This window comes from Allobosea sp. CRIB-10 (assembly GCF_900112185.1).
In the GTDB taxonomy this organism is placed as follows: Bacteria; Pseudomonadota; Alphaproteobacteria; order Rhizobiales; family Beijerinckiaceae; genus Allobosea.
Genome location: NZ_FOKP01000035.1, coordinates 12440 through 35895, shown reverse-complemented (window position 1 = coordinate 35895; position 23456 = coordinate 12440). Strand labels below are relative to the sequence as shown.

The window sequence follows — 23456 nt, the reverse complement described above, 5'->3', positions numbered from 1 at the left end:
CGACGCCCCGCATCGAAAGGTGCGGGGCGTTTTCTTTTGACCACCCTCTGGTGCGCTGCAACGAAGTCGAATAGTCTAGACTTATTCCTTTGGAGGCCAGCATGACCGCGCACCAGATTACGTCGCTTGATCAGCTCGCGGCGCTCTATCCCAACCCGATCGCGCCGGCTTCGGTCATCAAGGAGATCGATCACATCGACGCCAATTACGGCGCGCTGATCGCCGCCTCGCCGTTTTTCGTGCTGGCGACCAATGGTCCGGACGGGCTGGATTGCTCACCGCGCGGAGATTTGCCGGGCTTTGTCACGGTCAGCGACGCGAAAACGCTGCTGATTCCGGACCGAAGAGGCAATAACAGACTGGATTCATTGAAGAATCTTCTGTCCGACAGTCGAATCGGAATGCTCTTTTTGATCCCCGGTTACGGCGAAACGCTGCGTGTGAACGGCACCGCGGTGCTCTCGACCGACCCGGAGCTGTGCGCGCGCTTCGAGATGGCCGGAAAACTGCCGGCCTGCGTGATCGTGGTCACCGTCGAGGCCGCCTACTTCCAGTGCTCGCGGGCGGTGGTGCGCGCCGACCTCTGGAACCCGGCGGCGCAGATTGACAAGCGCTCGCTGCCGAGCGCCGGCACGATCCTGCGCGAGATCTCGGCGCGGGCGGCGACGGAAGCGTTCGATGGCGAGGCCTATGACAAGGCGCTGCCGGAGCGGGTCAGGGCGACGTTATATTGAGAGGCGTCTGACACGCTCAACCGTCATGCTCGCCCTTGTCGCGAGCATCCACGTCTTGAACACCGTCCTGCCCGAAGGAAGACGTGGATGGTCGGGACAAGCCCGACCATGACGAGGAAGGCGATGCTTCCGCCCTACTCCAACGCTCCCACCGCGGCCTCGACCGCGTCGACGATCGCGCCGGAGCGGACCAAAGCCGTCGCCTGGTTCATCTCGGCGGCGTACCAGCGGTCGCCGTCCAGCGCCGGCGGGATCGTCTCGCGCAGCGCATCCAGCGCCGCCTGCGTGCCCTTGCCGAGCGGGTGGGCCTTGGCCGTCTCGGCGATCAGCGAGAGCGCCTGGCAGGCCATCAGTATCTCGGCGGCAATGATCATCTCGACATTCTCGACCACGGTGCGCGCCTTGCGGCCGCACCAGGTCGAGTTCGAGACATGGTCCTCGGCGTTGGACTTGCCGGGGATCGAATCGACCGAACCCGGCGAGGACAGCGTACGGTTCTCCATCACCAGCGCCGACATCGAGCACTGCACCGTGGCAAAGCCGGTGTTGAGGCCGCGCTTGCCGGCGAGCAGGTTGCGCGGCAGGCCGTAGCTCAGCGTCGGATCGACGAGGCGGGCGAGGCGGCGCTCGCAGATCGAGCCGAGATCGGTCATGGCGATGGCGAGCAGGTCCATCGCCTGCGCGACATACTGACCGTGGAAATGGCCGCCGGAGATGACGCGGTAGCCGTCATCCTCGGGGAAGATCAGCGGATTGTCGGTCGCCGAATTGGTCTCGGTCGCGATGATGCGGCTGACATAATCCAGCGCCTCGCGGGCGGGACCATGCACCTGCGGGGCGCAGCGCAGCGAATAGACGTCCTGCACGCGCGGCGCCGGCGGCTTGCCCGGCGTGCGGCCGATCTCGTCGGGATAGATCGTCTCGCGGGCCGAGGCCGAGCAGCGCTTCGAGCCCTGCGTGATCTTCAGAAGATTGCGCGCCACCAGCGCCTGACCGGGATGAGGGCGGGCGGCATGGACGCGCGGATCGAAAGCGGCGAGCTCGCCGCGCATAGCTTCGAGAGAAAGCGCAAGGCCGATATCGGCGGCCTTGATCAGGCGCCTGGCGTCCTCGGTGGCGAGCACGCCGAGCGCCAGCGACACCGTCGAGCCGTTGATCAGGGCCGAGGCATCCTTGGCGCCGAGCTTGAAGTCCGGCTCCAGCCCAGCCCTGGCGAGGGCCTCGCGGGCCTTCATCCGCTTGCCCTTGTAGACCGCTTCGCCCTCCTCGAAGCCGCAGACCGCCGCCGACATATGCGCGAGCGGCGCAAGATCGCCGGAGGCGCCGACCGAGCCCTTTTGCGGGATCACCGGATGGACGCCGGCATTGAGGCAGGCGAGCAAGCGCTCGACCAAGGCGACCTGCGGGCCGGAATAGTTCGAGGCGAAGGCATTGGCGCGCAGCAGCATGGTGGCGCGCGTCACATCCTCCGGAAAGGGCTCGCCGATGCCGGTGGCATGGGCGTAGACGCTCTTGCGCTGATACTCGGCCATCTCCGACATCAGCACGCGCTGGTCCTTGAACAGGCCGACGCCGGTGTTGAAGGAGTACATGAACGGAGCTTCGTCGTTCATGAAATTGGCGTCGATATGAGCCCGTGTCGCCGCGATCGCGTCACGGGCGGACCTGGCCAGCGTCGCCTTCTCATAGCGGCCGGAGGGCCCGGGCCGGGCCACACGCAGCACCTGCTTGCCCTTCAGGGTCCGTCCGTCGATCGTTACCGCCATGGCCTGTCCTTCCCAGCTTTGCCGCCGATCTAACTGGCCGGCACGCCAAAGGGAAAGGCCCATTCCCGCCGCGAAACGAAAAGCACCTTGTACGATGCGCCGCAGCTTGCGCTAGAATAGGCCACCGTGGCCTTGCTGCGGCGCGACATTGGCGCGCCTTTACCGCGTGCCTGGAATCCCTCAAAGGTGCCGCCAGGAGCGTCACTCATGGATTTCGAAGCCTTTTTCCGCAGCGAGCTCGACGGCCTCAAGGCCGAAGGTCGCTACCGCGTCTTTGCCGATCTCGAGCGCCGTGCCGGCCGCTTTCCGCGCGCCGCCTTCCACGGTCCGAACGGGCCGCGCGAGGTCACCGTGTGGTGCTCGAACGACTATCTCGGCATGGGCCAGCACCCGGCCGTGCTCGCCGCGATGCGCGAAGCACTCGATGCTTGCGGTGCCGGCGCCGGCGGCACCCGCAACATCGCCGGCACCAACCACTACCATGTCCTGCTGGAGCGCGAGCTCGCCGACCTGCACGGCAAGGACGCCGCGCTGCTGTTCAACTCCGGCTATATGTCGAACTGGGCCTCGCTCTCGACGCTGGCCGCGCGCATTCCCGGCTGCGTCGTACTGACCGACGCCGCCAACCATGCCTCGATGATCGAGGGCATCCGGCATTCGCGGGCCGAGAAGCTGATCTTCGCCCATAACGACCCGCAGGATCTGCGCCGCAAGCTCGCGAGCATCAATCCTGCCCGGCCGAAGCTGATCGCCTTCGAATCGGTCTATTCAATGGATGGCGACATCGCGCCGATCGCCGAATTCTGCGATCTCGCCGAGGAATTCGGGGCCTTGACCTATATCGACGAGGTCCATGCCGTCGGGCTCTACGGACCGCGCGGCGGCGGCGTCAGCGAGCGCGAAGGCTTGAGCCACCGGCTCGATCTGATCGAGGGCACGCTGGCCAAATCCTTCGGCGTGATGGGCGGCTATGTCACCGGCTCGGCTGATCTCTGCGACTTCATCCGCAGCTTCGCCTCCGGCTTCATCTTCTCGAGCTCGCTGCCGCCGGCGCTCGCCGCCGGCGCGCTCGCCGCGATCCGACATCTCAAGACGAGCTCGGCCGAGCGCGAGGGCCAGCAGGACCGGGTGCGCAAGCTCCGTGGCCAGCTCGATCAGGCCGGCATCCCGCATCTGGCCAACCCCAGCCATATCGTGCCGGTGATGGTCGGCGATGCCGGGCTGTGCAAGCGGATCAGCGACGAGTTGCTGGAGCGCTTTGCGATCTACGTCCAGCCGATCAACTACCCGACCGTGGCACGCGGTACCGAGCGCCTGCGGATCACGCCGACGCCGCTGCATGGCGACGAGGATATCGCCACCCTGGTCGTCGCGCTCAGCGAGATCTGGAGCGCTACGGGATTGAAGCGGGCGGCCTGAGCCGCCCGACCCTTTTCCTCAGAGCAGGCCGTTATTGCCGGCGAGCGTCTTCAGGCTGACGTCCGGGCGCGCGCCGACATGGCTGATGACCTCGGCGGCAGCGAGCGCGCCGAGCCGCAGGCAGTCGCGGGCTTCTCGGCCCGAGGTCAGGCCGTGCAGGAAGCCGGCGGCGAAGAGATCGCCGGCGCCGGTCGCATCGACGACGCGCTCGATCGGGAAGACCGGCTCGGCGACGATGCCGTCCGGCGTCAGCGCGAGCGCGCCGTTCTCGGAGCGGGTGATGACCGCGAGGATGTTCTCCGCCCGCATCGCTGCCAGCGCCGTGTCGAAATCCGCGCTCTGGTAGAGGCTCTTCAGCTCGTGCTCATTGGCGAAGACGAGGTCCACCAGGCCATTGCGAATCAGGCCGAGGAACTCGTCGCGATAGCGGTCGACGCAGAAGGAATCCGAGAGGGTGATGGCGACGCGGCCGCCGGCCTTGTGGGCGATCTCGGAGGCCTTGCGGAAGGCGTCCTTGGCCGCCGGCGGATCCCAGAGATAGCCTTCTAGATAGACGATATCGGCGTTCTCGACCGTGGCGGGATCGACATCGGCCGGCGACAGGCCCTGGCAGGCGCCGAGATAGGTGTTCATCGTGCGCTCGCCATCGGGCGTGACGATGATGAAGGAGCGCGCCGTCGCCGGCCCTCCGGTCGCCGCCGCGGTGTCGAAGGCGACGCCGAGCGAGGTCAGGTCGTGGCGGTAGAGCTGGCCGAGCTCGTCGGCCTTGACCTTGCCGATGAAGGCGCCCTTGCCGCCGAAGGAGGCGAGGCCGGCGATGGTGTTGGCGGCCGAGCCGCCCGAGACCACCTTGCCCGGGCCCATCGCGCCATAGAGCAGCTCGGCCCGTGGCTCGTCGATCAGCGCCATCGAGCCTTTGACCAGCTCGTATTTCGCCAGAAAATCTTCCTCCGCCGAGGCGAAGACGTCGACGATGGCATTGCCCAAGGCGAGCACGTCATAGCGCTTGGAGGTCATGAAACGATCCGTGATGGCGGGAGGATGGCGGCGTGTTGCATTGACGACAGGTCAGGTCAAGCGCTGCCGCGGCGCCGGGCTGCGCCATCAAGGATCGAGGTCAGCGCCGCGAGGTCGGACGGGCCGAGCCATTGCACCTCATGGGCGAGGCGGTTGGCGAACAAGGTCGCCTCCGGTTCGAGGCCGGCGGTGTCGATCACGATGCGCGGATGCGAGAGTTCGGCGAGGCGGATCAGTTCATCGGCCTCGTCCCAGATCACGCCGAGATGATGGATAGCGCCCTGGATCAGGGTGAAGGTCGGCTGGCCGCGCTTGCCGTGCTCCAGAGCCGAGAGATAGGCCGGAGTGACACCGAGCGCCTGCGCCATCTGCGCCAGGGTGACGCCGCGGGCGGCGCGCAATTCGCGGACGCGGCGGCCGAAGGGCGTCATCAGCCTGTCTCCCGGCTGCGGCGCAGGCGAATATAGAGCGCCCCGGCGCCGCCATGGCGCTGCTCGGCCTCGTCGAAACCGAGCACCAGCGGCCGCAGATCGGGCAGGCGCAGCCAATGCGGCACGTTGCGGCGCAGGATGCCGCGTTCCTCGCCGTAAGGAACATCGCCGGCGATGCCCTTGCCGGTCACCACCAGCACGAGCTTGGCGCCACGCTGCTGCTGCAGGCGCAGGAAGCCGCGCAGCGCCGAATGCGCCTCCTCCTGACGCAGGCCGTGCAGGTCGATTACCGCCTCGACGCCCTGCTGGCCGCGGCGCAATTGCGTGCGCATGCGCCGCTCCAGCGGCACCAAAGGCGGCGGCACGGGCTTGGTGGGCCGGGCTGGTGCCAACATGGCTGGAGGCGAAGCGTTCTCCACAATCGGGGCGGGCTTGGCCTGTGCTGCTTCCGGTTCAGGCTCGACCGGCGAACGGCCCGGTAACGGCTTCACTGTGCGCGCGACCTGGCGCCAGAGCGCGAGTTCCGCCTCGGAGAGGAGCTTGCCGCGCCGGCGCATGGCTCAGCGCGGCCAGAGCACGACGAAATCGACGGGATGCCGGATCAGGCCAGCACGATGGCCGGCTTCCGCGCCCGAGCCGACGAAGAGGTCGATCCGGGCCGGGCCGACGATCGCGGTGCCGGTATCCTGGGCCAGCATCAGCCTGGCGAGCTTCTCGCTGCCGCCCTTGCCGTCCGGGATCTCGGTCTCGATCCAGGCCGGCATGCCATAGGGCCAGAGCGAACGGTCGACCGCGACGCTCCGGAGCGGGGTCAGCGGCAGACCGGCCCCGCCTATCGGACCGGACTCAGGCGGAAGATCGTCATTCCGGGCGAAGAAAACGAAGGAGCGGTTGAGCCGGATGAGGTCACGGGCGAAGCCGGCATCGGCCTTCAGCCGGGCGATCAGCTTGTCCATCGTCATCTGCTCGGGCGGAATGTTCTCGCGCCGGCTGAGCTCGCGCCCGAGCGAGGTATAGGGGTGGCCGTTGCGGCCGGAATAGACGAGGCGCGTCACCTTGCCGTCCGGCAGGCGGATGCGACCGGAACCCTGGACCTGCAGCACGAAGCGATCGACGGGATCGCGCATCCAGAGGATCTCGAGCTCCTGGCCGGCGAGCGCGCCCTGCTCGATCGCCGCGCGATCCGGGAAGGCCTCCAGCCCCTTCGCCGTCCGGCGCGCCGAGGTCAGGGCCGGGTCGAGGCCGGGCCAGTCGTCACCCGGCATCTTGGTCACGAGGTCGGCCGGGCGGCCATAGAGCGGCGTCGGGAAGGCATCGGAGCGGGTCAGCGAGCCCTCGAATTCCGGCTCGAAATAACCGGTCATGAAGCCACGTTCGGCACCGGCCGGACGGATGCGCCAGAAGGCGAAATTGTCGGCGAAGAAGCGGCGGGCCGCAGCGGCGGATGCATCGGCAGCGAGCAGAGCTGCCGCCTTCGCGCATAAGGCCGGCAGGGCCGGTGGCGGAACGGCGCCTTGCCGCAGCGGCGGATCGGTCTCGCAGCCCTGTGCGAACAGGCGCAAAACCGCGAGCTGATCGTCGGTGCTCCAGCCGGCGAGCGCAGCGGGCGCCACGGGTTCAGCCCGGGCGCCCGTCGGTAGAGGTGGAGGGGAAGCGTCCGCGCCGGTCATCGAGATCGCTGCGGCCAGCAGCCCCAGAACGAGACCGGTCGCACGGATCACGCGGCCGATTCGGTGGCGACCAGCAGCCAGTTCGGGTCGCGGCTGCCGAGCTGTCGCGAGAAGGTCCAGACGTCGTTGACCTCCGAGACCGCATCGGCGCTGCCATCGACGACGTTGCCCTGCGCGTCGCGGACCGCGCTGATCAGCTGCGAGACGAAGGCGATCGTGACTTGCCCGACCTTGCCCTTGACGTCGACGGCGACGATCTCAGCCTTGTCGATCGAGACGAAATTGGACTCGGCCTTCTCGCCGCGCTTCTCGCGCTCGGCGATCGCCTGCTCGAAACCGTCATAGACTTCCTTGGCGAGCAGGCCCTTCAGGGTCTTGCGGTCGCCGCGGGCAAAGGCGGTGACGATGGTCTCATAGGCCGATTTCGCGCCGACGAGGAAACCCTGGGGCTCGAAACGCGGCTCCTGACGGACGATGGCATCGAGACCGACGGCGATCGGCGAGCCGGGCTCCGCGATATCCTTCCAGCGCTCGGCATCGGCCGCCGGGGCAGCCGCGGCATCGTTGGCGGCACCGGGCAGGCGGACGACATTGTCGCGTCGCTCGCCATTCGACGGCTGATCGGGCCGCAGCGGCGGCGTCTCGCGCCGCGCAAACGGGTCCGCAGGCGGCTTCTCGTGCCCGGTCTTCTGGCCCAGCACGGAGCGCAGTTTCCAGGCGACGAAAACGGCCAGGGCCAGGAAGACCAGGGTCGTCATATCGAAATTCTGCATCGCCGGCTGATCCGAACCTCGAAAACTCGTTCCCGCGCGGGCGCGCTGCTGCGGCCCGTCATCGAACGGATATGGTGTGGAAGGCTCGTAACATCCACCCCCGGGGCGCGACAAGGGCGCTAAAGCGCGCTTCGCTTGTGCCGGCCCCGCCGCCATGATAGCCGACGCGGGCCCGGCGTCGCTGCCTCGCCGGGCAATTCCGGCCACGGCACGGAATTTCCCGAGGATTTTCTAGAAGACATGATGGGACCGATGGCCAACGAAAACGGCAACGGCGCCGGCGCCGCCGACCAGCAGGGGCCCAGCCTCAACACGCTGGTCCAGTACATCAAGGATTTCTCCTTCGAGAACCCTAACGCCCCGCGCTCGCTGATCCAGCAGCAGCAACAGAGCGGGCCGCAGATCGGCCTCCAGGTCAACGTCCACGCCAATGCGCTCGGCGACAACGACGTCGAGACGATCCTGACGCTCGAAGGCAAGGCGACGCTGAACGACGAGACGCTGTTCGCCTTCGAGCTGAGCTATGCCGGCGTCTTCCGCATCCTCGGCGTGCCGCCGGAGCAGATGCACGCTGTCGTGATGATCGACTGCCCGCGCCTGCTTTTCCCCTTCGCTCGTGCGATCGTGGCCGAAGCCGTGCGCAATGGCGGCTTCCCGCCGCTCTATATCGACCCGATCGACTTCGCTTCGCTCTACCGCCAGCGCGTCGAAGAGATGCAGGCGCAGCAGGGCGTGCCTAACGCCTGATCGGCGACCGACATCGCGAATGCGACAGATCAAGAGCCCTTCGGGGCTCTTTTTTGTTGGCGAGGCGGTTGTAAATCGCCGGAGCGTTTCCATCTCCCGCGGGCCAGAGGCCGCCATACCGGCGCGCCGTACCCGCGAGGTTCACGACTCCATGGATGCCCTTATGACGCTCGCCGCCGACCCGGCAGTCTGGGCGGCGCTCGGCGCCCTGATCGCCATGGAGGTCGTCCTCGGTATCGACAACCTCATCTTCATCTCGATCCTGACCAACAAGCTGCCCGAGCACCAGCGCGCGCGCGGCCGGCGGATCGGCATCGGCCTGGCGCTGATCCTGCGCCTCGGCCTGCTCTCGACCGTCGCCTTCATCGTGCAGCTCACCGCGCCGGTGTTCTCGGTCTTCGGAAAAGCCTTCTCCTGGCGTGATCTCATCCTGATCGCCGGCGGCCTGTTCCTGGTCTGGAAGGCGACCAAGGAGATCCATCACAAGGTCGATCCCGATCACGGGCCCGACATGTTCGACGGCGGCGCAGCCGCAGCCGTGACCTTCGGCGGCGTGATCTTCCAGATCCTGTTGCTCGACCTCGTCTTCTCGATCGACAGCATCATCACCGCCGTCGGTATGACCGAGCACATCCCGGTGATGGTGATCGCCGTCATCGTCGCCGTGCTGGTGATGCTGCTCGCGGCCGACCCGCTGGCGCGCTTCATCGACAAGAACCCGACGATCGTGATGCTGGCGCTCGGTTTCCTCCTGATGATCGGCGGCACGCTGATCGGCGAGGGCTTCGGCGCGCATATCCCGAAGGGCTACATCTATGCCGCCATGGCGTTCTCGGCCCTGATCGAGGGGCTGAACATGATGTCGCGCCGGGCGAGCCGGAAGCGGGGCGGGTAGTAATCCGCCGGTCATGCTCGGGCTTGTCCCGAGCATCTCAACCAGGAGATTCTCGGGTCGTCGCTGCGAGTCGCCCGAGAATGACGCTTGAAGCTACGCCTCCTCGGGTACCCCGAGATAGCCACGCCAGAGCGGCCCCTTGAGCTTCAGCACGAAGGCCTCATGGGCCGCTCGCTCTTCCGCCGTCAGCCGCGCCGCGAGCGGGCGCTGGCGGACCGGACGTTCGATTGCCGCCGCAAGCCCCGCGCCCGCCTTGCCGGCGACGGCGCTGCCGAAGCCGAGGCTGGTCTGCTTGCCGCCGATCAGCTCGATATAGACCTCGGCCAGGATCTCGGAGTCGAGCAGCGCGCCGTGCTTGGTGCGACGGCTGTTGTCGATGCCATAGCGCGAGCAGAGCGCGTCGAGGCTGTTGCTGGCGCCGGGGTGCTTGCGCCGGGCCAGGGCGAGCGTGTCGACCACCAGCGCCGGCACGATCGGCGGCAAGCCGAGCCGGCCGAACTCCATGTTGATGAAGCCGACATCGAAGGCCGCGTTGTGGATGACGAGCTTGGCATCGGCGATGAAGGCGGCGAAGTCGCTGGCGATCGCGGCGAAGACCGGCTTGTCGGAGAGGAAGGCTTCGGACAGCCCGTGCACCTTGAAGGCGCCCTCCGGCATGTCCCGCTCAGGATTGATGTAGACGTGATAATTGCGGCCCGTCGGGCAATGGTTGAGCAGCTCGACGCAACCGATTTCGACGATGCGATCGCCTTTCAGGGCTTCGACGCCGGTGGTCTCGGTATCGAGAACGATCTCGCGCATGTCAGCCCGCCCTTTGCGGCCGGCCGAAGCGGCCGGCGACGGCATTGAGGATAGAGCGGACCTGGCGCTCGGCGGCCATGAGCCCATGCGAGGTGTCCACAAGGAAGTGGGCCCGGCGCCGCTTCTCCGCGTCAGGCATCTGGCGGGCGAGGATCGCTGCGAATTTCTCTTCCGTCATGCCGGGTCGGCCGAGGACGCGCTTGCGCTGGACCTCGGCCGGCGCGGTGACGACGACGACCGCGTCGTAACGCCCCTCCGCACCGGTCTCCAGCAGAAGCGGTATGTCGAGCACCGCAACGGTCGCGCCACTCCTGCGAGCCTCGGCCAAAAAGGCCTGTTCCTTGGCACGGACCAGCGGATGGACGATGGCCTCGAGCTTCGTCAGCGCTTCGGGGCGGCCGAGCACGGCGGCGGAAAGCCTGGCCCGGTCGACAACGCCATTGGTCGTCGATCCTGGGAAGGCCGCCTCGATCTGCGGTGCTGCAGCGCCGGCATAGAGGTCATGCACCGCCTGGTCGGCGTCATGGACGGGTACGCCAGCGGCGCGGAACATCGCCGATGTCGTCGATTTGCCCATGCCGATCGAGCCGGTGAGGCCGAGCAGGAAGGTCATCGCAGCGTCTCCGCCATCGGGCTCATGCGCCGGGAATATCGGCTTCGAGCTTAGCGCGCAGCGCCGCCGTCACCTGCGGGCGGACGCCGAACCAACGCTCGAAACCGGGTACTGCCTGATGCAGCAGCATGCCGAGGCCATCGACCGGAATACCGCCGCGGCGCCTGGCCTCAGCGAGCAACGATGTCTCCAGCGGCACATAGACGATGTCGTCGACGATCGTGCCGGGGCGCAAGGCCGAGAGGTCGATCTCCAGCTGCGGCTGGCCATGCATGCCGAGCGAGGTCGTGTTGACGATCAGACTGCTCTCGCCGACGAGCGCGGCGACCTCTTGCCAAGCACGCGCCTCGACCACCTTCGGAAACGCCTCTGCCAGCTCGAGCGCGCGCTCGGGACTACGGTTGACCAGCAGGATGCGACGCAGGCCGCGAGCGACGAGGCCGTGGATCACAGCGCGCGCCGCGCCGCCGGCGCCGAGAACCAGCGCCGCTACGCTCTGCTGCGCCCAGCCTGGTACGCAGGCGTCGAGATGAGCAAGGAAGCCATAGGCGTCGGTATTATCACCGTGCAGCCTACCGTCCTCCAGCCACAGCGTGTTGGCCGCGCCCATCGCGCGCGCGGTCTGGCTGATCTCGTCGAGCAAGGGCAACACGACTTCCTTGTTCGGCACCGTGACGTTGCCGCCGACGAACTCTCCAGCGCGCAGCCTCGCGATGAAACCCGCCATCTCGGCTGGCGCGACATCGACACGCTCATAGCTGCCGGCAAGGCCATGCTCGACGAGCCAGTGACCATGGATCAGCGGCGAACGGGAATGCGCGACCGGATGGCCGATGATGAAGCAGCGTCTGGTCATGATCTCGAAACGAAGGTCATCTCGCGAGGTCGAGGCTGCGCAATGCGGCGAGTAGAGTCAGCATCGGCAGGCCGAGGATGGTGGAATGGTCACCCTCTATCGCCTCGAACAGATGGATGCCGAGGCCTTCGAGCTGATACCCCCCGACACTGCTCGTCGCGGCAGGACCAGCCGCCGTGACATAGCCCTCGATGAACTCCGGCGTCAGCGGCCGCATGGCGAGCGTCGCGCTGCTGCTCCCACGACCGACGATCTGGCCATTGCGGGCCAACGCAAAGGCCGAAGTGAGCTCATGGCTGCGGCCCGCGAGCATGGCGACCTGCCGGATGGCAGCAGCGGCGTCCTCGGGCTTGTGGAACGGCCGGCCTTCGCAGATCAGCATCTGGTCGGCGGCCAGGACGATCCGACCGGAATAGCGAGGCGAGACCGACAAGGCCTTGGCTTCCGCCAGTGCCGCGGCAACGCCGGCAGGCGGACAGCCCATGGCGATAAATTCCGCTTCAACCGCGCGCTCGTCGACATCGGGCCTGATCACCTCGACCGGGAGCCCTGCCGCCTCCAGCAGCTGCAAGCGCGTCGCGCTCCCGGAGGCGAGGATGAGCGGCGCATCGCCGCGCCAGAATGTCGCCTGCCCGCTCACGTCGCGATGAACTTCATGCGATGATCGCGCAGCAGGTCGAGGATCGCGGCCGCCGTCTCCTCGATCGAACGACGAGTGACGTCGATGACCGGCCAGCCCCTGCGGGAGCAGAGACGACGCGACTGGGTGATCTCCTCGGCGACCGCATCTGGATCGACATAAGGCGTCTCGTCATCTGCCTTCAGCGAGAGAAGCCGGTTCTGCCGGATCTGGATGATGCGCTCGGCACTGGCGACGAGGCCGACGACCAAGGGTTTCTTCAGGCCATCGAGCTCAACCGGCAACGGCACGTTCGGCACCAATGGGATGTTGGCGGTCTTGATGCCGCGGTTGGCGAGATAAATGCTGGTTGGCGTCTTCGATGTCCGACTGATGCCGACGAGAATGACGTCGGCGCTTTCGAGATCACCGCCGAGCTGCCCATCATCATGCATCAGCGTGTAATTCATCGCGTCGATGCGGCGAAAATACTCGGCGTTGAGCATATGCTGCGCGCCGGGGCGCGGGGCCGAGGCCTGGCCGAGATAGGACTGGAACAGCGACAGCACCGGCTGCAGCACCGACAGGCACGGACAGCCGATATCCCGGCAGAAGGCTTCGAGCCGCTCCGCCCATTCCGGCTCGACCAGCGTGTAGAGCACCACACCCGGAGAGGTCTCGATCTCGGCGAGCACCCGCGAGAGCTGGTTCTCGGACCGGACCAGCGGATAGACATGCTCGATCGCCGAGACCGCTTCGTATTGCGCCGCAGCGGCGCGGCTGACCGCGATCAGGGTCTCGCCGGTCGCGTCGGAGACCAGGTGCAGGTGAAAATAATTGCGCGCCACGGCTACCGTCGCCCCCGCCGGCCTTTTCTCTGATTCAGCTCTAGAGTGGTTCCGCCAGCCTGGGAATCCCTTTTCGATTCGATGGAGAGGGAGGGGGAAGGGGCGGCGATTCACAGGGCCGGGGACCGCTGGGGATAAACCGGCTTTTCCGAAGGCCTGTCCCGGCGGGCTGGGACAACCCAGCTCAGGACTAAACAGGCATCGACCTGTGGGCGGAATCGGGATGTTTCACGTGAATCATTTTTGGATGCGGCGGCGAACCGCGCCAACGATCAAAATCCAATTCGTTAAGAAACTCTTAAGGGCCGATCGGCGCGATAAGAGGCTGCCAGCCGGCCGGAGTGCGACCTGTGGACCGGTTGTGGACAATCTTGGGGCGGGCTATGTGCCCCCATCCAAGAGTCAAAACAGAAGACTCTCTTAGAGAAGAATCTTTTTAGGACGATGGGCGGATAGCCCGGTGCGCTTCATGACCCAAAGCCTTTTCCTCCGTGCTCTCTCCGGCGAGACACTCCCGAAGCCTCCGCTCTGGCTGATGCGTCAGGCTGGCCGGTATCTGCCGGAGTATCGCGCGCTCCGCGCCAAGGCCGGTGGCTTCCTCGATCTCTGCTACAATCCGGAATGGGCAGCCGAGGTTACCTTGCAGCCGATCAGGCGCTTCGGGTTTGATGCCGCGATCCTGTTCTCCGACATCCTGGTGATCCCGCATGCGCTCGGCCAGAAGCTCTGGTTTGCACAGGGCGAAGGGCCGAGGCTTGAGCCGGTTGCCGATGAAGCCCGGTTCGGCGAGATCCGCGAAGAGATCGATCAAGATGTGCTGGCGCCGGTGTACGAGACTGTGCGGCGAGTGAAGGCAGCCCTCCCCGTGGAGACTGCGCTGATCGGCTTCTGCGGTGCGCCCTGGACCGTTGCAACCTACATGGTGGCCGGGCGCGGGACCCCGGACAAGGGGCCGGCCAAGGAGCTGTTCCGGCGCGACCCCTCTCTGTTCGCCAGGCTGATCGACAGGCTGGTCGTCAACTCCGCCGCCTATCTCAATGCGCAGATCGATGCCGGGGTCGATGCCGTGCAGATCTTCGACAGCTGGGCGGGTTCACTCGGGCCGGAGGATTTCGGGCGTTGGTGCATCGAGCCGACCAGGCGGATCGTCGATTTGGTCCGGGCGCGGCACCCGCAGGCGAAGATCATCGGTTTTCCGCGCGGAGCCGGTGCCGGCATCCCGGATTATGTTCGCGCGACCGGTATCGACGCCGTCGGGCTCGAGACCGAGATCGACCGGAGTTTCGTGCGCGAGGCGATCCAGCCATTGGTCCCGGTGCAGGGCCATCTCGATCCGGAGCTGCTGCGGGCGGGTGGGATCGAGCTCGACCGCGAGATCGCCGCCATCCGTGCGGCATTCGGCGATAGGGCGTTCGTCTTCAATCTCGGGCATGGCATCCTGCCGGACACGCCGATCGCTCATGTCGAGCGGCTGGTCGAGCTGGTGCGTGCCTAAAGGACTCCCGCCATGGCTTACGAATGGATCAAGGCTTTCCACGTCATGGCGGTGATCGCCTGGATGGCTGGGATGCTCTATCTGCCGCGGCTGATGGTCTATCATGCCGAGGCGCAGGCCGGCTCGATCCAGTCCGAGACCTTCAAGATCATGGAGCGCCGGCTGCTCAAAGGGATCATCAACCCCGCGATGATCGCAACCTGGGTGCTCGGGCTCTACCTGGCCTGGAGCGGCTTCGGCTTCAAGGGCGGCTGGCTGCACGGCAAGATCGCGCTGGTACTTGTCCTTTCGGGCATCCATGGCTATCTCAGCGGCAGGGTCAGGGCCTTCGCCGAGGACCGCAACGACAAGCCGGCGCGGTTCTATCGCATCCTCAACGAGGTTCCGGCGCTGCTGATGGCGGCCATCGTCATCCTGGTGATCGTCAAGCCGTTCTGATATCGCCGCGGTTTCCCGCTTGAGCGATCCAGGGAAAGCGGTTATCAAGCCTCTGCGCTTTTCGTACGCGTCCTTCCTTATCGTCGACGGCTCGTGCCGCGGCTGCTTTCTCGGCCGACACGACGTCCTGACAAGTGGGCCTTCAGGCCTTTCGTCCCGTCGATCCCTCCACTGCCGTCCGGCCTGCCTGATCGCGGGCCCGTTACTCCGGGTACCCCATGCGGGAAATCAAACTCCACGAACTCAAGGCGAAGTCGCCGACCGAGCTGCTCACCTTCGCCGAAGGCATGGAGGTCGAGAACGCGAGCACCATGCGCAAGCAGGAGCTCATGTTCGCGATCCTGAAGCAGCTTGCTTCCCAGGAAACCGAAATCCTCGGGGAAGGGGTCGTCGAGGTGCTGCAGGACGGCTTCGGCTTCCTGCGCTCCTCCGATTCCAATTATCTGCCGGGCCCCGACGACATCTATGTCTCGCCCTCGCAGATCCGGAAGTTCGGCCTGCGCACCGGCGACACCGTCGAGGGTCCGATCCGCGGCCCCAAGGATGGCGAGCGCTATTTCGCCCTGCTCAAGGTCAACACGATCAACTTCGAGGATCCGGAGAAGATCAAGCACAAGATCCACTTCGACAACCTGACGCCGCTCTATCCCGACGAGCGGCTCCGGCTCGAGGTGCAGGACCCGACCAAGAAGGATTTCTCGCCGCGCGTCATCGACATCGTCGCACCGATCGGCAAGGGCCAGCGTGCCTTGATCGTGGCGCCGCCGCGCACCGGCAAGACCGTGCTGCTGCAGAACATCGCTCAGTCGATCACGACCAACCATCCCGAGTGCTATCTGATCGTGCTGCTGATCGACGAGCGGCCCGAGGAGGTCACCGACATGCAGCGCTCGGTGAAGGGCGAGGTGGTGTCCTCGACCTTCGACGAGCCGGCGACCCGCCACGTCCAGGTCGCCGAGATGGTGATCGAGAAGGCCAAGCGCCTGGTCGAGCATGGCCGCGACGTGGTCATCCTGCTCGATTCGATCACCCGCCTCGGCCGCGCCTACAACACGGTGGTGCCGTCCTCCGGCAAGGTGCTGACCGGCGGTGTCGACGCCAACGCCCTGCAGCGCCCGAAGCGCTTCTTCGGTGCGGCCCGCAATATCGAGGAAGGCGGCTCGCTGACCATCGTCGCGACCGCGCTGATCGATACCGGCAGCCGCATGGACGAAGTCATCTTCGAAGAGTTCAAGGGCACCGGTAACTCGGAAATCATCCTTGACCGCAAGGTGGCCGACAAGCGCATCTTCCCGGCGATCGACATCATCAAGTCCGGCACCCGCAAGGAAGAGCTCATCACGCCGCGCTCCGACCTGCAGAAGACCTATGTGCTGCGCCGCATCCTCAATCCGATGGGCCCTCAGGATGCGATCGAGTTCCTCTTGGACAAGCTGCGCCAGACCAAGCAGAACTCCGAGTTCTTCGACTCGATGAACACCTGAGCAGCGACCGCCGCCGCAGCGAGATGGAAGGGCCTCGGCATTGCGCCGAGGCCTTTTTCTTTGGCGCTGCCCTGCGCGGGATTCAGCCGGCTCCAGCGACCGCTTCCGCCAATCGATTCGGCTCCGTGACGGGCGGCAGGCAGCGACCGTGCAGGCAGACGAAAGTGGCGCCGTTTCCGGCTTGCTTGGCATAGGCATGAGCCGGGTGCTGCGGCGGCAATCCGTCCGGGTCGGGACAATCGACCAGCATCGTCGTCAGATGAGGTAGTGCCAGAGCGGTCCGCCTGAAGGATTCTCGAGTAGGACCAGCGAGTACGATCTCGACGCCGTTGCGGGCGAGATCATAGGCGTTGAGGACCGAGCCATGCGCCATCGGCGCATGGGCTGCTGCTGCGAGTACGACTGCGAGAAATTGGTCAGCCAGCGCGCGATCGTCGGGCTGGCCGGTCTGCGCTGCGATCCGCAGCAGGTTGGCGGCATGCAGGCCGTTGGCGTTGGGCACGGCATCGTCGTGAGTCGGTCTGGGTATGACAGGGAGCGCCGCCGAGTCGGCCCGAGTCATCCGCAGGAGTCCCGAGTCGGCCTCGCCGTAGTGCCGATCGAGATGATTGCTCCAGCGCCGGGCGAGCTCGAAGTAGTGCTGCTCGCCGGTGGCATCGTGCAACGCGATCGCGGCTTCCGCCATGGCCGCGTGATCGAGCGCGAAGCCCGGCGCGATCAGGCGACCAGCGCGGTAGGAATGGGCGAGGCCGCCGTCATCAGTCATTGATTCGGTAACGAAACGAAAGGCGTTGGCGGCGAGCTTAATCCAATCGTCGCGGCCGAGAAGGCCTGCGGCTCGGGCGAGGCCGGAGATCATCAGCCCGTTCCAGTCGGCGAGGATCTTGTCGTCACGGCCGGGCGGAACGCGCCGGCTGCGCACGGCCAGCAATTGCGTGCGGAGCGCCGACAGCCTGTCGGCGATCTCCGGAGTGGGATCGGGCGTATCCAGCCGGTTGAGGATGACATGGCCTTCCCAATTGCCGTCGGCGGTCACGTCGTAGTGGCGGGCGAAGAGCGCGGCGCCTTCCGGCCCGAGAGCCGCCGCCAGCTCGGCCAGCGTCCAGACATAGAACTTGCCCTCCTCGCCGTCCGAGTCGGCATCGAGGCTGGCGGCGAAGGCGCCGTCAGGCAGGAGCATGTCGCGCTTCAACCAGGCGACGATCCCGTTTGCAGCTTCCAGCAGAAGGGGGTCGCCGGTCCGCGCCGCCTCGAGCGCATAGAGGGGCAGCAATTGAGCGTTGTCGTAGAGCATCTTCTCGAAATGCGGCACGAGCCAGCGCTCGTCGACGGCATAGCGAGCGAAGCCGCCGCCGAGATGATCATGGATGCCGCCGCGCGCCATCTGCACCAGCGTGCGATTTGCAGCTTCGCGCGAGGCATCATTGCCGGCGCGGCTGCCATGGCGCCAGAGCAGTTCGATCAGTCCTGGGTTCGGGAATTTCGGCGCGCCGCCGAGCCCGCCATGGTCGCGATCGAAGCGACGAGCGATCTGGCTGGCGAGGTGGCTGAGATCGGGTTCGTCAGCCTCGGCAATTCGCTGGAGGCTTTGTTGCAGGGCGTCGCCGATCGCCTGAGCATTGCGACCGACGCGCTCGCGGTCACTGCGATAGATGCCAGCAATTTGCCGGAGCACGTCGATGAAGCCTGGCCGGCCATAGCGCGAGGTCGGCGGGAAATAGGTGCCGCCCCAGAACGGTGCGCCCTCGCTGTCGAGGAACATGGTCAGCGGCCAGCCGCCCTGCTCTCCCAGCGTATGAAGAGCGCTCATATAGACATGGTCGATGTCGGGCCGCTCCTCGCGATCGACCTTGATGTTCACGAAGAGCTCGTTCATCACCGCGGCAATGGCAGGGTTCTCGAAGCTTTCATGCGCCATGACATGGCACCAATGACAGGCGGCATAGCCGACGGAGAGCAGGACCGGGCGATTGCTGGCGCGTGCTTCCGCGAAGGCCTGCTCGCTCCATTCCCACCAGTCGACGGGGTTGTCCTGGTGCTGCAGCAAATAAGGACTGGCGGCGTGTTTCAGGCGGTTCATTGGCGGAACTCCAGCCCTGGCGACGACATATGACGAAAGCCTATCCGACGATTGTGGCGCTGTCCTCCGGCGCCGGGCGGGCTGGTGTCGCGGTCGTCCGGGTCTCCGGCGAGCGTGTCCGATTCGCTGTCGAAACGATTGCGGGATCGGTGCCCGAGGCGCGCAAGGCTGCCTATCGCGCTCTGCGTGATCCTGAAGGGGCGGTCATCGATCATGGGCTGGTCCTGTTCTTTCCAGCGCCTGCGAGCTTTACGGGCGAGGATGTCGCCGAATTCCATATCCACGGCTCCCGCGCGGTGCTGTCGCGGCTGCTCTCAGTGCTCACGGCCCTGCCCGGTTTGCGTCTGGCCGAGCCCGGCGAGTTCACCCGGCGGGCGTTCGAAGCCGGAAAGCTCGACCTCGCCGTCGTCGAAGGCCTCGCCGATCTGATCGATTCGGAGACGGAATGGCAGCGCAAGCAGGCTCTGCGGCAGATGGAAGGCGCGCTCGGGCAGGCCGCCGCGGCCTGGCGCAGCGGGCTGATCGAGGCGATGATGCTGCTCGAGGCCGAGATCGATTTCTCCGACGAAGGCGATGTCAGCGGCCCACTGATCGTCGAAGCGGTGGCCCGGGCGCAGGGCGTCCTCGGCAGTCTGCAGGTAGCGCTCGGTAGTTTCTCGGCGGGCGAGCGGGTTCGCGAGGGCTTCGTCGTGGTGCTGGCCGGACCGCCCAATGCGGGTAAGTCCAGCCTGCTCAATGCGCTGGCTCGGCGCGATGTCGCGATCGTCTCGCCGATCGCCGGTACGACCCGGGATGCCATCGAGGTCAGGCTGGATCTGGGCGGTATTCCCGTCCTGCTGGTCGATACAGCGGGGTTGCGCGACAGCGTCGACGAGATCGAGGCAGAAGGCGTGCGGCGCGCCCGCCAGAAAGCAGCCCAGGCCGACCTGGTGCTGCGGCTGCGGCCGCCCGATTCGGTACCGGAACGAGAGGAGAGCGGCGCTACCGAGATCAGTGTCGCGACGAAGCTCGACCTTGGCGGTCGTGCTCGTCCCGGAGAGATCGGTGTGTCCGCGATGACCGGGGTAGGACTACCGGAACTGATCGAGCTGATTGCGTCTCGGTTGGGTAAACTCGGCCAGACGGAGCCGGCGCTCGTCACCCGGGAGCGCCAGCGTGTCGCCTTAGCTGACGCAGCCGCTGCGATCGAACGTGCCGCGCTGCTGTCGCATGACCACCCCGAACTGATGGCAGAGGAGCTGCGGCTCGCGGTCAGGGGCTTGGAGCGCCTGATCGGCAAGGTCGACGTCGAGGATGTGCTCGACAGCCTGTTCTCCGGCTTCTGCATCGGCAAATAGCCGGTTTTCATTGACCTCGCGGCTGGGCTTGGCTAGCGAACTAGCCATGTCGAATGCACAGGCGAACGGGCACTACGATGTCGTCGTGGTGGGCGGCGGCCATGCCGGGGCGGAAGCCGCGGCCGCGGCGGCGCGCGCCGGCGCCAGGACTGCCTTGATCACTCAACAGATCGCCACGGTTGGTGCGATGTCGTGCAACCCGGCGATCGGTGGGCTCGGCAAAGGCCATCTCGTGCGCGAGATCGACGCGCTCGACGGGATCATGGCCCGCTGCGCCGATCAGGGCGGCATCCAGTTCCGCATGCTCAACCGGCGCAAGGGGCCGGCCGTGCGCGGGCCGCGCGCCCAGGCCGACCGCAAGCTCTACCGCGAGGCGGTACAGGCTGCGCTTGCTGGCCAGGCCGGCCTCACCTTGATCGAGGGCGAGGCCTTCGACTTGGATGTCGTCGCCGGCCAGGTCGCCGGCCTCGTGCTGGCGGATGGACGCCGATTCGCCTGCGGAACGGTGGTGCTCACCACCGGCACCTTCCTACGTGGCCTGATCCATATCGGCGAAACGAAAATTCCGGCTGGCCGTGTCGGCGAGGCGCCGTCGCTCGGCCTTTCCGCCACGCTGGAACGGCATGGCTTTCCCCTCGGCCGGCTGAAGACCGGGACGCCGCCGCGTCTCGACGGCCGCACGATCGACTGGGCCAGCCTGGAGATGCAGCCGGGCGACGAGCCGCCGGAGCCGTTCTCGGCGATGACGGAGGCGATCACCACGCCTCAGATCAGCTGCGGCGTGACCCGGACGACATTGGCAACGCATGAGTTGATCCGCGCCAATTTGCACCGGGCGCCGATGTTCTCCGGTCAGATCGAGGGGCGGGGACCGCGCTATTGCCCGTCGATCGAGGACAAGGTCGGCCGTTTCGGCGATCGCGACGGCCATCAGATCTTCCTGGAACCTGAGGGCCTCGACGATCCCACGGTCTATCCGAACGGGATCTCGACCTCGCTGCCGGAGGATGTCCAGCTCGGCCTCCTCAAGACGATTCCCGGCCTGGAACACGCCGTCATGCTGCGGCCGGGTTATGCGATCGAATATGATTATGTCGATCCGCGTGCGCTGAAGTCGACGCTGGAGACCCGGGCCGTCAGCGGTCTCTTCCTGGCCGGCCAGATCAACGGCACGACCGGCTATGAGGAGGCGGCGGCGCAAGGCCTGCTCGCCGGTCTCAACGCCGCGCGCCGGGCCGGAGGCAGCGAGCCGGTCGGCCTCGATCGCACGCAATCCTATATCGGCGTGATGGTCGACGATCTGGTGACGCGCGGCGTTACGGAGCCGTATCGAATGTTCACCTCGCGCGCCGAGTTCCGGCTGTCGCTGCGGGTCGACAATGCCGACGAACGGCTCACCGCCCTCGGGATTGGGCTCGGCATCGTCGGCAAGGCTCGGAAGGAGCGCTTCGAGCAGCGGCAGTCAGAAATCGTTAAGCTTACCGAACTCTTACGCGACCGAACTCTGTCGCCGAATCAAGCGGCGGCTGCAGGATTGGAGCTCAATCGCGACGGGATCAGGCGCTCGGCTTTCCAGATCCTGTCCTATCCGGCTGTCGATTTCGACGCCCTGGTGCGGGTCTGGCCTGACCTCGCCGGCTTTTCCGAGACGGTGCGGGCTCGCGTCGCTGCGGACGCGACCTATGCGGTCTATCTCGACCGGCAGGCGGCCGAGATCGAGTCCTATCAGCGGGACCAGGCACTGGTACTCCCCGTCGATCTCGATCTCGACGGCATCTCCGGCCTGTCGAACGAATTGCGATTGAAGCTGCGCGCGGCGTGGCCGAGCAATCTGGCGCAGGCCGGCCGGATCGAAGGCATGACGCCAGCCGCCTTGACCTTGCTGGCCGCGCATGCGCGTAAGCATCAGGCCATAAGCATGGCGGCGGGTGCCGAGGCTTGACCCTGTGAGTTCTGTTGATAAGGCGGATAACCCCGATAGGCAGCGTGCTTTTCGCTTGACGCCTGTTTCACGTGAAACAGAGGAGCGCCTCGCAATCCTGGTGGCGGAGCTCAAGCGCTGGCAGCAGGCAAAAAATCTGGTCTCGGGCACGACCCTCGACGCGGTCTGGACGCGGCATATCGCCGATTCCCTGCAATTGCTCAACCATGCGCCGCAGGCGCGACGCTGGCTCGATCTCGGCTCGGGCGGCGGCTTTCCGGGCCTGGTGCTCGGCATTCGGCTTGCTGAACTGGGCGGTCATATCGATCTGGTCGAGAGCAATGCCCGCAAATGCGCCTTCCTGCGCCATGCCGCGCGGCTGACGGGCTCCCCCGTCACAGTCCACAATGCCCGGATCGAGGATGTCGTCGACGGCTTCGTCGGCAAAGTTGAGGCGGTTACGGCCCGCGCGCTGGCGCCGCTGCCGCTGCTGCTGGACTGGTGCAAAGAGCTGTTGAGAACCGGGGTGACGGGAGTCTTTCCCAAGGGACAACATCTAGAGGCGGAATTGACCGCGGCGGCTAAATATTGGAAGATTCAGGCCACAACGTTTCCATCCTTGACGGATTCGGCGGCCGCCATCCTGGTGATCAGCGGCGCCGAGAAACGGGCGGATTGATGACCGATTCTCGTCCTATCACACTTCCTGCCGCGCGGCCGCGTGTGCTGGCGCTCGCTAATCAGAAGGGCGGGGTCGGCAAGACCACGACCGCGATCAATCTCGGTACTGCCCTCGCCGCCATCGGCGAGAAAGTGCTGATCATCGATCTCGACCCCCAGGGCAATGCTTCAACCGGGCTCGGCGTCGACCGCAAGAGCCGCAAGGCCTCGACTTATGACGTGCTCTGCGGCGATATTGGGCTCGGCATGGCGATGCAAGCCACCGCTGTTCCTAATCTGTTCCTGGCGCCGTCGACGCTCGACCTGCTTGGCGTCGAGCTTGAGATCGCCAGCGCCAAGGACCGCGCAGCACGCCTGAAGAAGGCGATCGACGAGCTGGTCGACGACCAGCGCTGCAGCGACCTGACCTATATCCTGATCGATTGCCCACCGTCCCTCAGCCTGATCACCATCAACGCTATGACGGCGGCGGATGCGGTGCTGGTGCCGCTGCAATGCGAGTTCTTCGCGCTGGAGGGTCTGAGCCAGCTGCTGAAGACGGTCGAGCAGGTCCGTGCCGGCCTCAACCCGCGCCTGATCATCCAGGGTGTGGTGCTGACCATGTACGATCCGCGCAACAACCTCTCCGGCCAGGTCATGGCCGATGTCCGCCATTTTCTCGGCGACAAGGTCTACGAGACCGTGATTCCGCGCAATGTGCGGATCTCGGAGGCACCGTCCTATGGCAAACCGGCGCTGCTCTACGATCTGCGCTGCGCCGGTTCGCAGGCCTATCTGAAGCTGGCCTCGGAGGTGATCAAGCGCGAGCGCACCCTGCGCGCCGCCTGATCA

Annotated in this window: 23 protein-coding genes; 11 read left to right on the top strand and 12 right to left on the bottom strand. The window is 66.2% G+C overall.

Features of this window, described 5'->3' with window-relative positions:
* Positions 1 to 101 precede the first annotated feature (101 nt).
* Positions 102 to 734, top strand: a complete 633-nt coding sequence (locus tag BMZ69_RS28350; RefSeq protein WP_092163282.1) for a pyridoxamine 5'-phosphate oxidase family protein — start codon at positions 102 to 104, stop codon at positions 732 to 734.
* 134 nt (positions 735 to 868) lie between these two features.
* Here the strand turns inward: BMZ69_RS28350 and BMZ69_RS28345 are convergent, their stop codons facing one another.
* Positions 869 to 2500 (bottom strand): HAL/PAL/TAL family ammonia-lyase, encoded by a 1632-nt coding sequence (locus BMZ69_RS28345; RefSeq protein ID WP_092163280.1) that lies wholly within the window; start codon positions 2498 to 2500, stop codon positions 869 to 871.
* 207 nt (positions 2501 to 2707) lie between these two features.
* Between BMZ69_RS28345 and hemA the strand changes: the two genes are divergently transcribed.
* The gene (gene hemA / locus BMZ69_RS28340) at positions 2708 to 3919 is read left to right on the top strand and encodes a 5-aminolevulinate synthase (RefSeq protein ID WP_092163279.1); all 1212 of its coding nucleotides are present in this window, start codon (positions 2708 to 2710) and stop codon (positions 3917 to 3919) included.
* A gap of 18 nt (positions 3920 to 3937) precedes the next feature.
* Here hemA and BMZ69_RS28335 read toward each other — a convergent pair whose 3' ends face one another.
* Genes BMZ69_RS28335 through BMZ69_RS28315 form a run of 5 tightly spaced genes read right to left on the bottom strand, consistent with a single transcriptional unit; the run spans position 3938 to position 7810 of the window.
* The gene (locus BMZ69_RS28335; protein WP_092163277.1) at positions 3938 to 4936 is read right to left on the bottom strand and encodes an adenosine kinase; all 999 of its coding nucleotides are present in this window, start codon (positions 4934 to 4936) and stop codon (positions 3938 to 3940) included.
* 56 nt (positions 4937 to 4992) lie between these two features.
* Complete coding sequence (locus BMZ69_RS28330) at positions 4993 to 5367, bottom strand: helix-turn-helix domain-containing protein (RefSeq protein WP_092163276.1); 375 nt, start codon at positions 5365 to 5367, stop codon at positions 4993 to 4995.
* A complete protein-coding gene (locus BMZ69_RS28325) occupies positions 5367 to 5924 on the bottom strand; it encodes a Smr/MutS family protein (RefSeq protein WP_092163275.1) in 558 nt (185 codons plus the stop codon). The genes BMZ69_RS28330 and BMZ69_RS28325 overlap by 1 nt, the downstream gene beginning before the upstream one ends.
* Positions 5925 to 5927: 3 nt before the next feature.
* On the bottom strand, positions 5928 to 7088 hold the full coding sequence (locus BMZ69_RS28320; RefSeq protein ID WP_244543594.1) for a murein transglycosylase A: 1161 nt from the start codon (positions 7086 to 7088) through the stop codon (positions 5928 to 5930).
* Entirely contained in the window at positions 7085 to 7810 is a 726-nt protein-coding gene (locus tag BMZ69_RS28315) for a Tim44/TimA family putative adaptor protein (RefSeq protein ID WP_092163273.1), read from the bottom strand. The genes BMZ69_RS28320 and BMZ69_RS28315 overlap by 4 nt, the downstream gene beginning before the upstream one ends.
* 252 nt (positions 7811 to 8062) lie before the next feature.
* Here BMZ69_RS28315 and secB point away from each other — a divergent pair, with 252 nt between their 5' ends.
* Together secB and BMZ69_RS28305 are read left to right on the top strand one after the other, a co-directional pair.
* The gene (secB, locus tag BMZ69_RS28310) at positions 8063 to 8557 is read left to right on the top strand and encodes a protein-export chaperone SecB (RefSeq protein ID WP_244543593.1); all 495 of its coding nucleotides are present in this window, start codon (positions 8063 to 8065) and stop codon (positions 8555 to 8557) included.
* 151 nt (positions 8558 to 8708) lie between these two features.
* Positions 8709 to 9452 carry a TerC family protein gene (locus BMZ69_RS28305; RefSeq protein WP_092163270.1) on the top strand — a complete coding sequence of 248 codons (744 nt, stop codon included), beginning with the start codon at positions 8709 to 8711 and terminating at the stop codon, positions 9450 to 9452.
* Positions 9453 to 9545: 93 nt separating this feature from the next.
* Here the strand turns inward: BMZ69_RS28305 and dnaQ are convergent, their stop codons facing one another.
* From dnaQ to BMZ69_RS28280, 5 genes are read right to left on the bottom strand one after another with little or no spacing between them, the layout of a single operon-like run.
* Positions 9546 to 10253, bottom strand: a complete 708-nt coding sequence (gene dnaQ / locus BMZ69_RS28300; RefSeq protein WP_092163297.1) for a DNA polymerase III subunit epsilon — start codon at positions 10251 to 10253, stop codon at positions 9546 to 9548.
* A gap of 1 nt (position 10254) precedes the next feature.
* Positions 10255 to 10866, bottom strand: a complete 612-nt coding sequence (gene coaE, locus BMZ69_RS28295) for a dephospho-CoA kinase (protein WP_092163269.1) — start codon at positions 10864 to 10866, stop codon at positions 10255 to 10257.
* A 22-nt stretch (positions 10867 to 10888) separates the two neighbouring features.
* Complete coding sequence (locus BMZ69_RS28290) at positions 10889 to 11722, bottom strand: shikimate dehydrogenase (RefSeq protein ID WP_092163267.1); 834 nt, start codon at positions 11720 to 11722, stop codon at positions 10889 to 10891.
* Between the two features lie 16 nt (positions 11723 to 11738).
* A complete protein-coding gene (locus BMZ69_RS28285; protein ID WP_092163260.1) occupies positions 11739 to 12362 on the bottom strand; it encodes a Maf family protein in 624 nt (207 codons plus the stop codon).
* A complete protein-coding gene (locus BMZ69_RS28280) occupies positions 12359 to 13189 on the bottom strand; it encodes a pyruvate, water dikinase regulatory protein (protein ID WP_092163259.1) in 831 nt (276 codons plus the stop codon). The genes BMZ69_RS28285 and BMZ69_RS28280 overlap by 4 nt, the downstream gene beginning before the upstream one ends.
* A 469-nt stretch (positions 13190 to 13658) precedes the next feature.
* On the opposite strand from BMZ69_RS28280, the gene hemE reads away from it, so the two are divergent.
* The 3 genes from hemE to rho all read left to right on the top strand — a co-directional run bounded on the left by hemE (position 13659) and on the right by rho (position 16606).
* Positions 13659 to 14684: a uroporphyrinogen decarboxylase gene (gene hemE, locus BMZ69_RS28275; RefSeq protein WP_092163295.1), complete on the top strand. Its 1026-nt coding sequence runs from the start codon at positions 13659 to 13661 to the stop codon at positions 14682 to 14684.
* 12 nt (positions 14685 to 14696) lie between these two features.
* The gene (gene hemJ / locus BMZ69_RS28270; protein ID WP_092163258.1) at positions 14697 to 15122 is read left to right on the top strand and encodes a protoporphyrinogen oxidase HemJ; all 426 of its coding nucleotides are present in this window, start codon (positions 14697 to 14699) and stop codon (positions 15120 to 15122) included.
* Positions 15123 to 15340: 218 nt separating this feature from the next.
* Entirely contained in the window at positions 15341 to 16606 is a 1266-nt protein-coding gene (gene rho / locus BMZ69_RS28265; RefSeq protein ID WP_091835939.1) for a transcription termination factor Rho, read from the top strand.
* Positions 16607 to 16688: 82 nt separating this feature from the next.
* Here the strand turns inward: rho and BMZ69_RS28260 are convergent, their stop codons facing one another.
* Positions 16689 to 18686 (bottom strand): thioredoxin domain-containing protein, encoded by a 1998-nt coding sequence (locus tag BMZ69_RS28260; protein WP_092163257.1) that lies wholly within the window; start codon positions 18684 to 18686, stop codon positions 16689 to 16691.
* Between the two features lie 29 nt (positions 18687 to 18715).
* Here BMZ69_RS28260 and mnmE point away from each other — a divergent pair, with 29 nt between their 5' ends.
* The 4 genes from mnmE to BMZ69_RS28240 are packed head-to-tail and all read left to right on the top strand — an operon-like array spanning position 18716 to position 23453.
* Positions 18716 to 20023: a tRNA uridine-5-carboxymethylaminomethyl(34) synthesis GTPase MnmE gene (mnmE, locus tag BMZ69_RS28255; protein ID WP_092163255.1), complete on the top strand. Its 1308-nt coding sequence runs from the start codon at positions 18716 to 18718 to the stop codon at positions 20021 to 20023.
* A gap of 46 nt (positions 20024 to 20069) precedes the next feature.
* Entirely contained in the window at positions 20070 to 21965 is a 1896-nt protein-coding gene (gene mnmG, locus BMZ69_RS28250; protein ID WP_092163254.1) for a tRNA uridine-5-carboxymethylaminomethyl(34) synthesis enzyme MnmG, read from the top strand.
* Positions 21966 to 21969: 4 nt separating this feature from the next.
* On the top strand, positions 21970 to 22623 hold the full coding sequence (gene rsmG / locus BMZ69_RS28245) for a 16S rRNA (guanine(527)-N(7))-methyltransferase RsmG (protein WP_092163252.1): 654 nt from the start codon (positions 21970 to 21972) through the stop codon (positions 22621 to 22623).
* On the top strand, positions 22623 to 23453 hold the full coding sequence (locus BMZ69_RS28240) for a ParA family protein (protein WP_092163245.1): 831 nt from the start codon (positions 22623 to 22625) through the stop codon (positions 23451 to 23453). The genes rsmG and BMZ69_RS28240 overlap by 1 nt, the downstream gene beginning before the upstream one ends.
* Positions 23454 to 23456 lie beyond the last annotated feature (3 nt).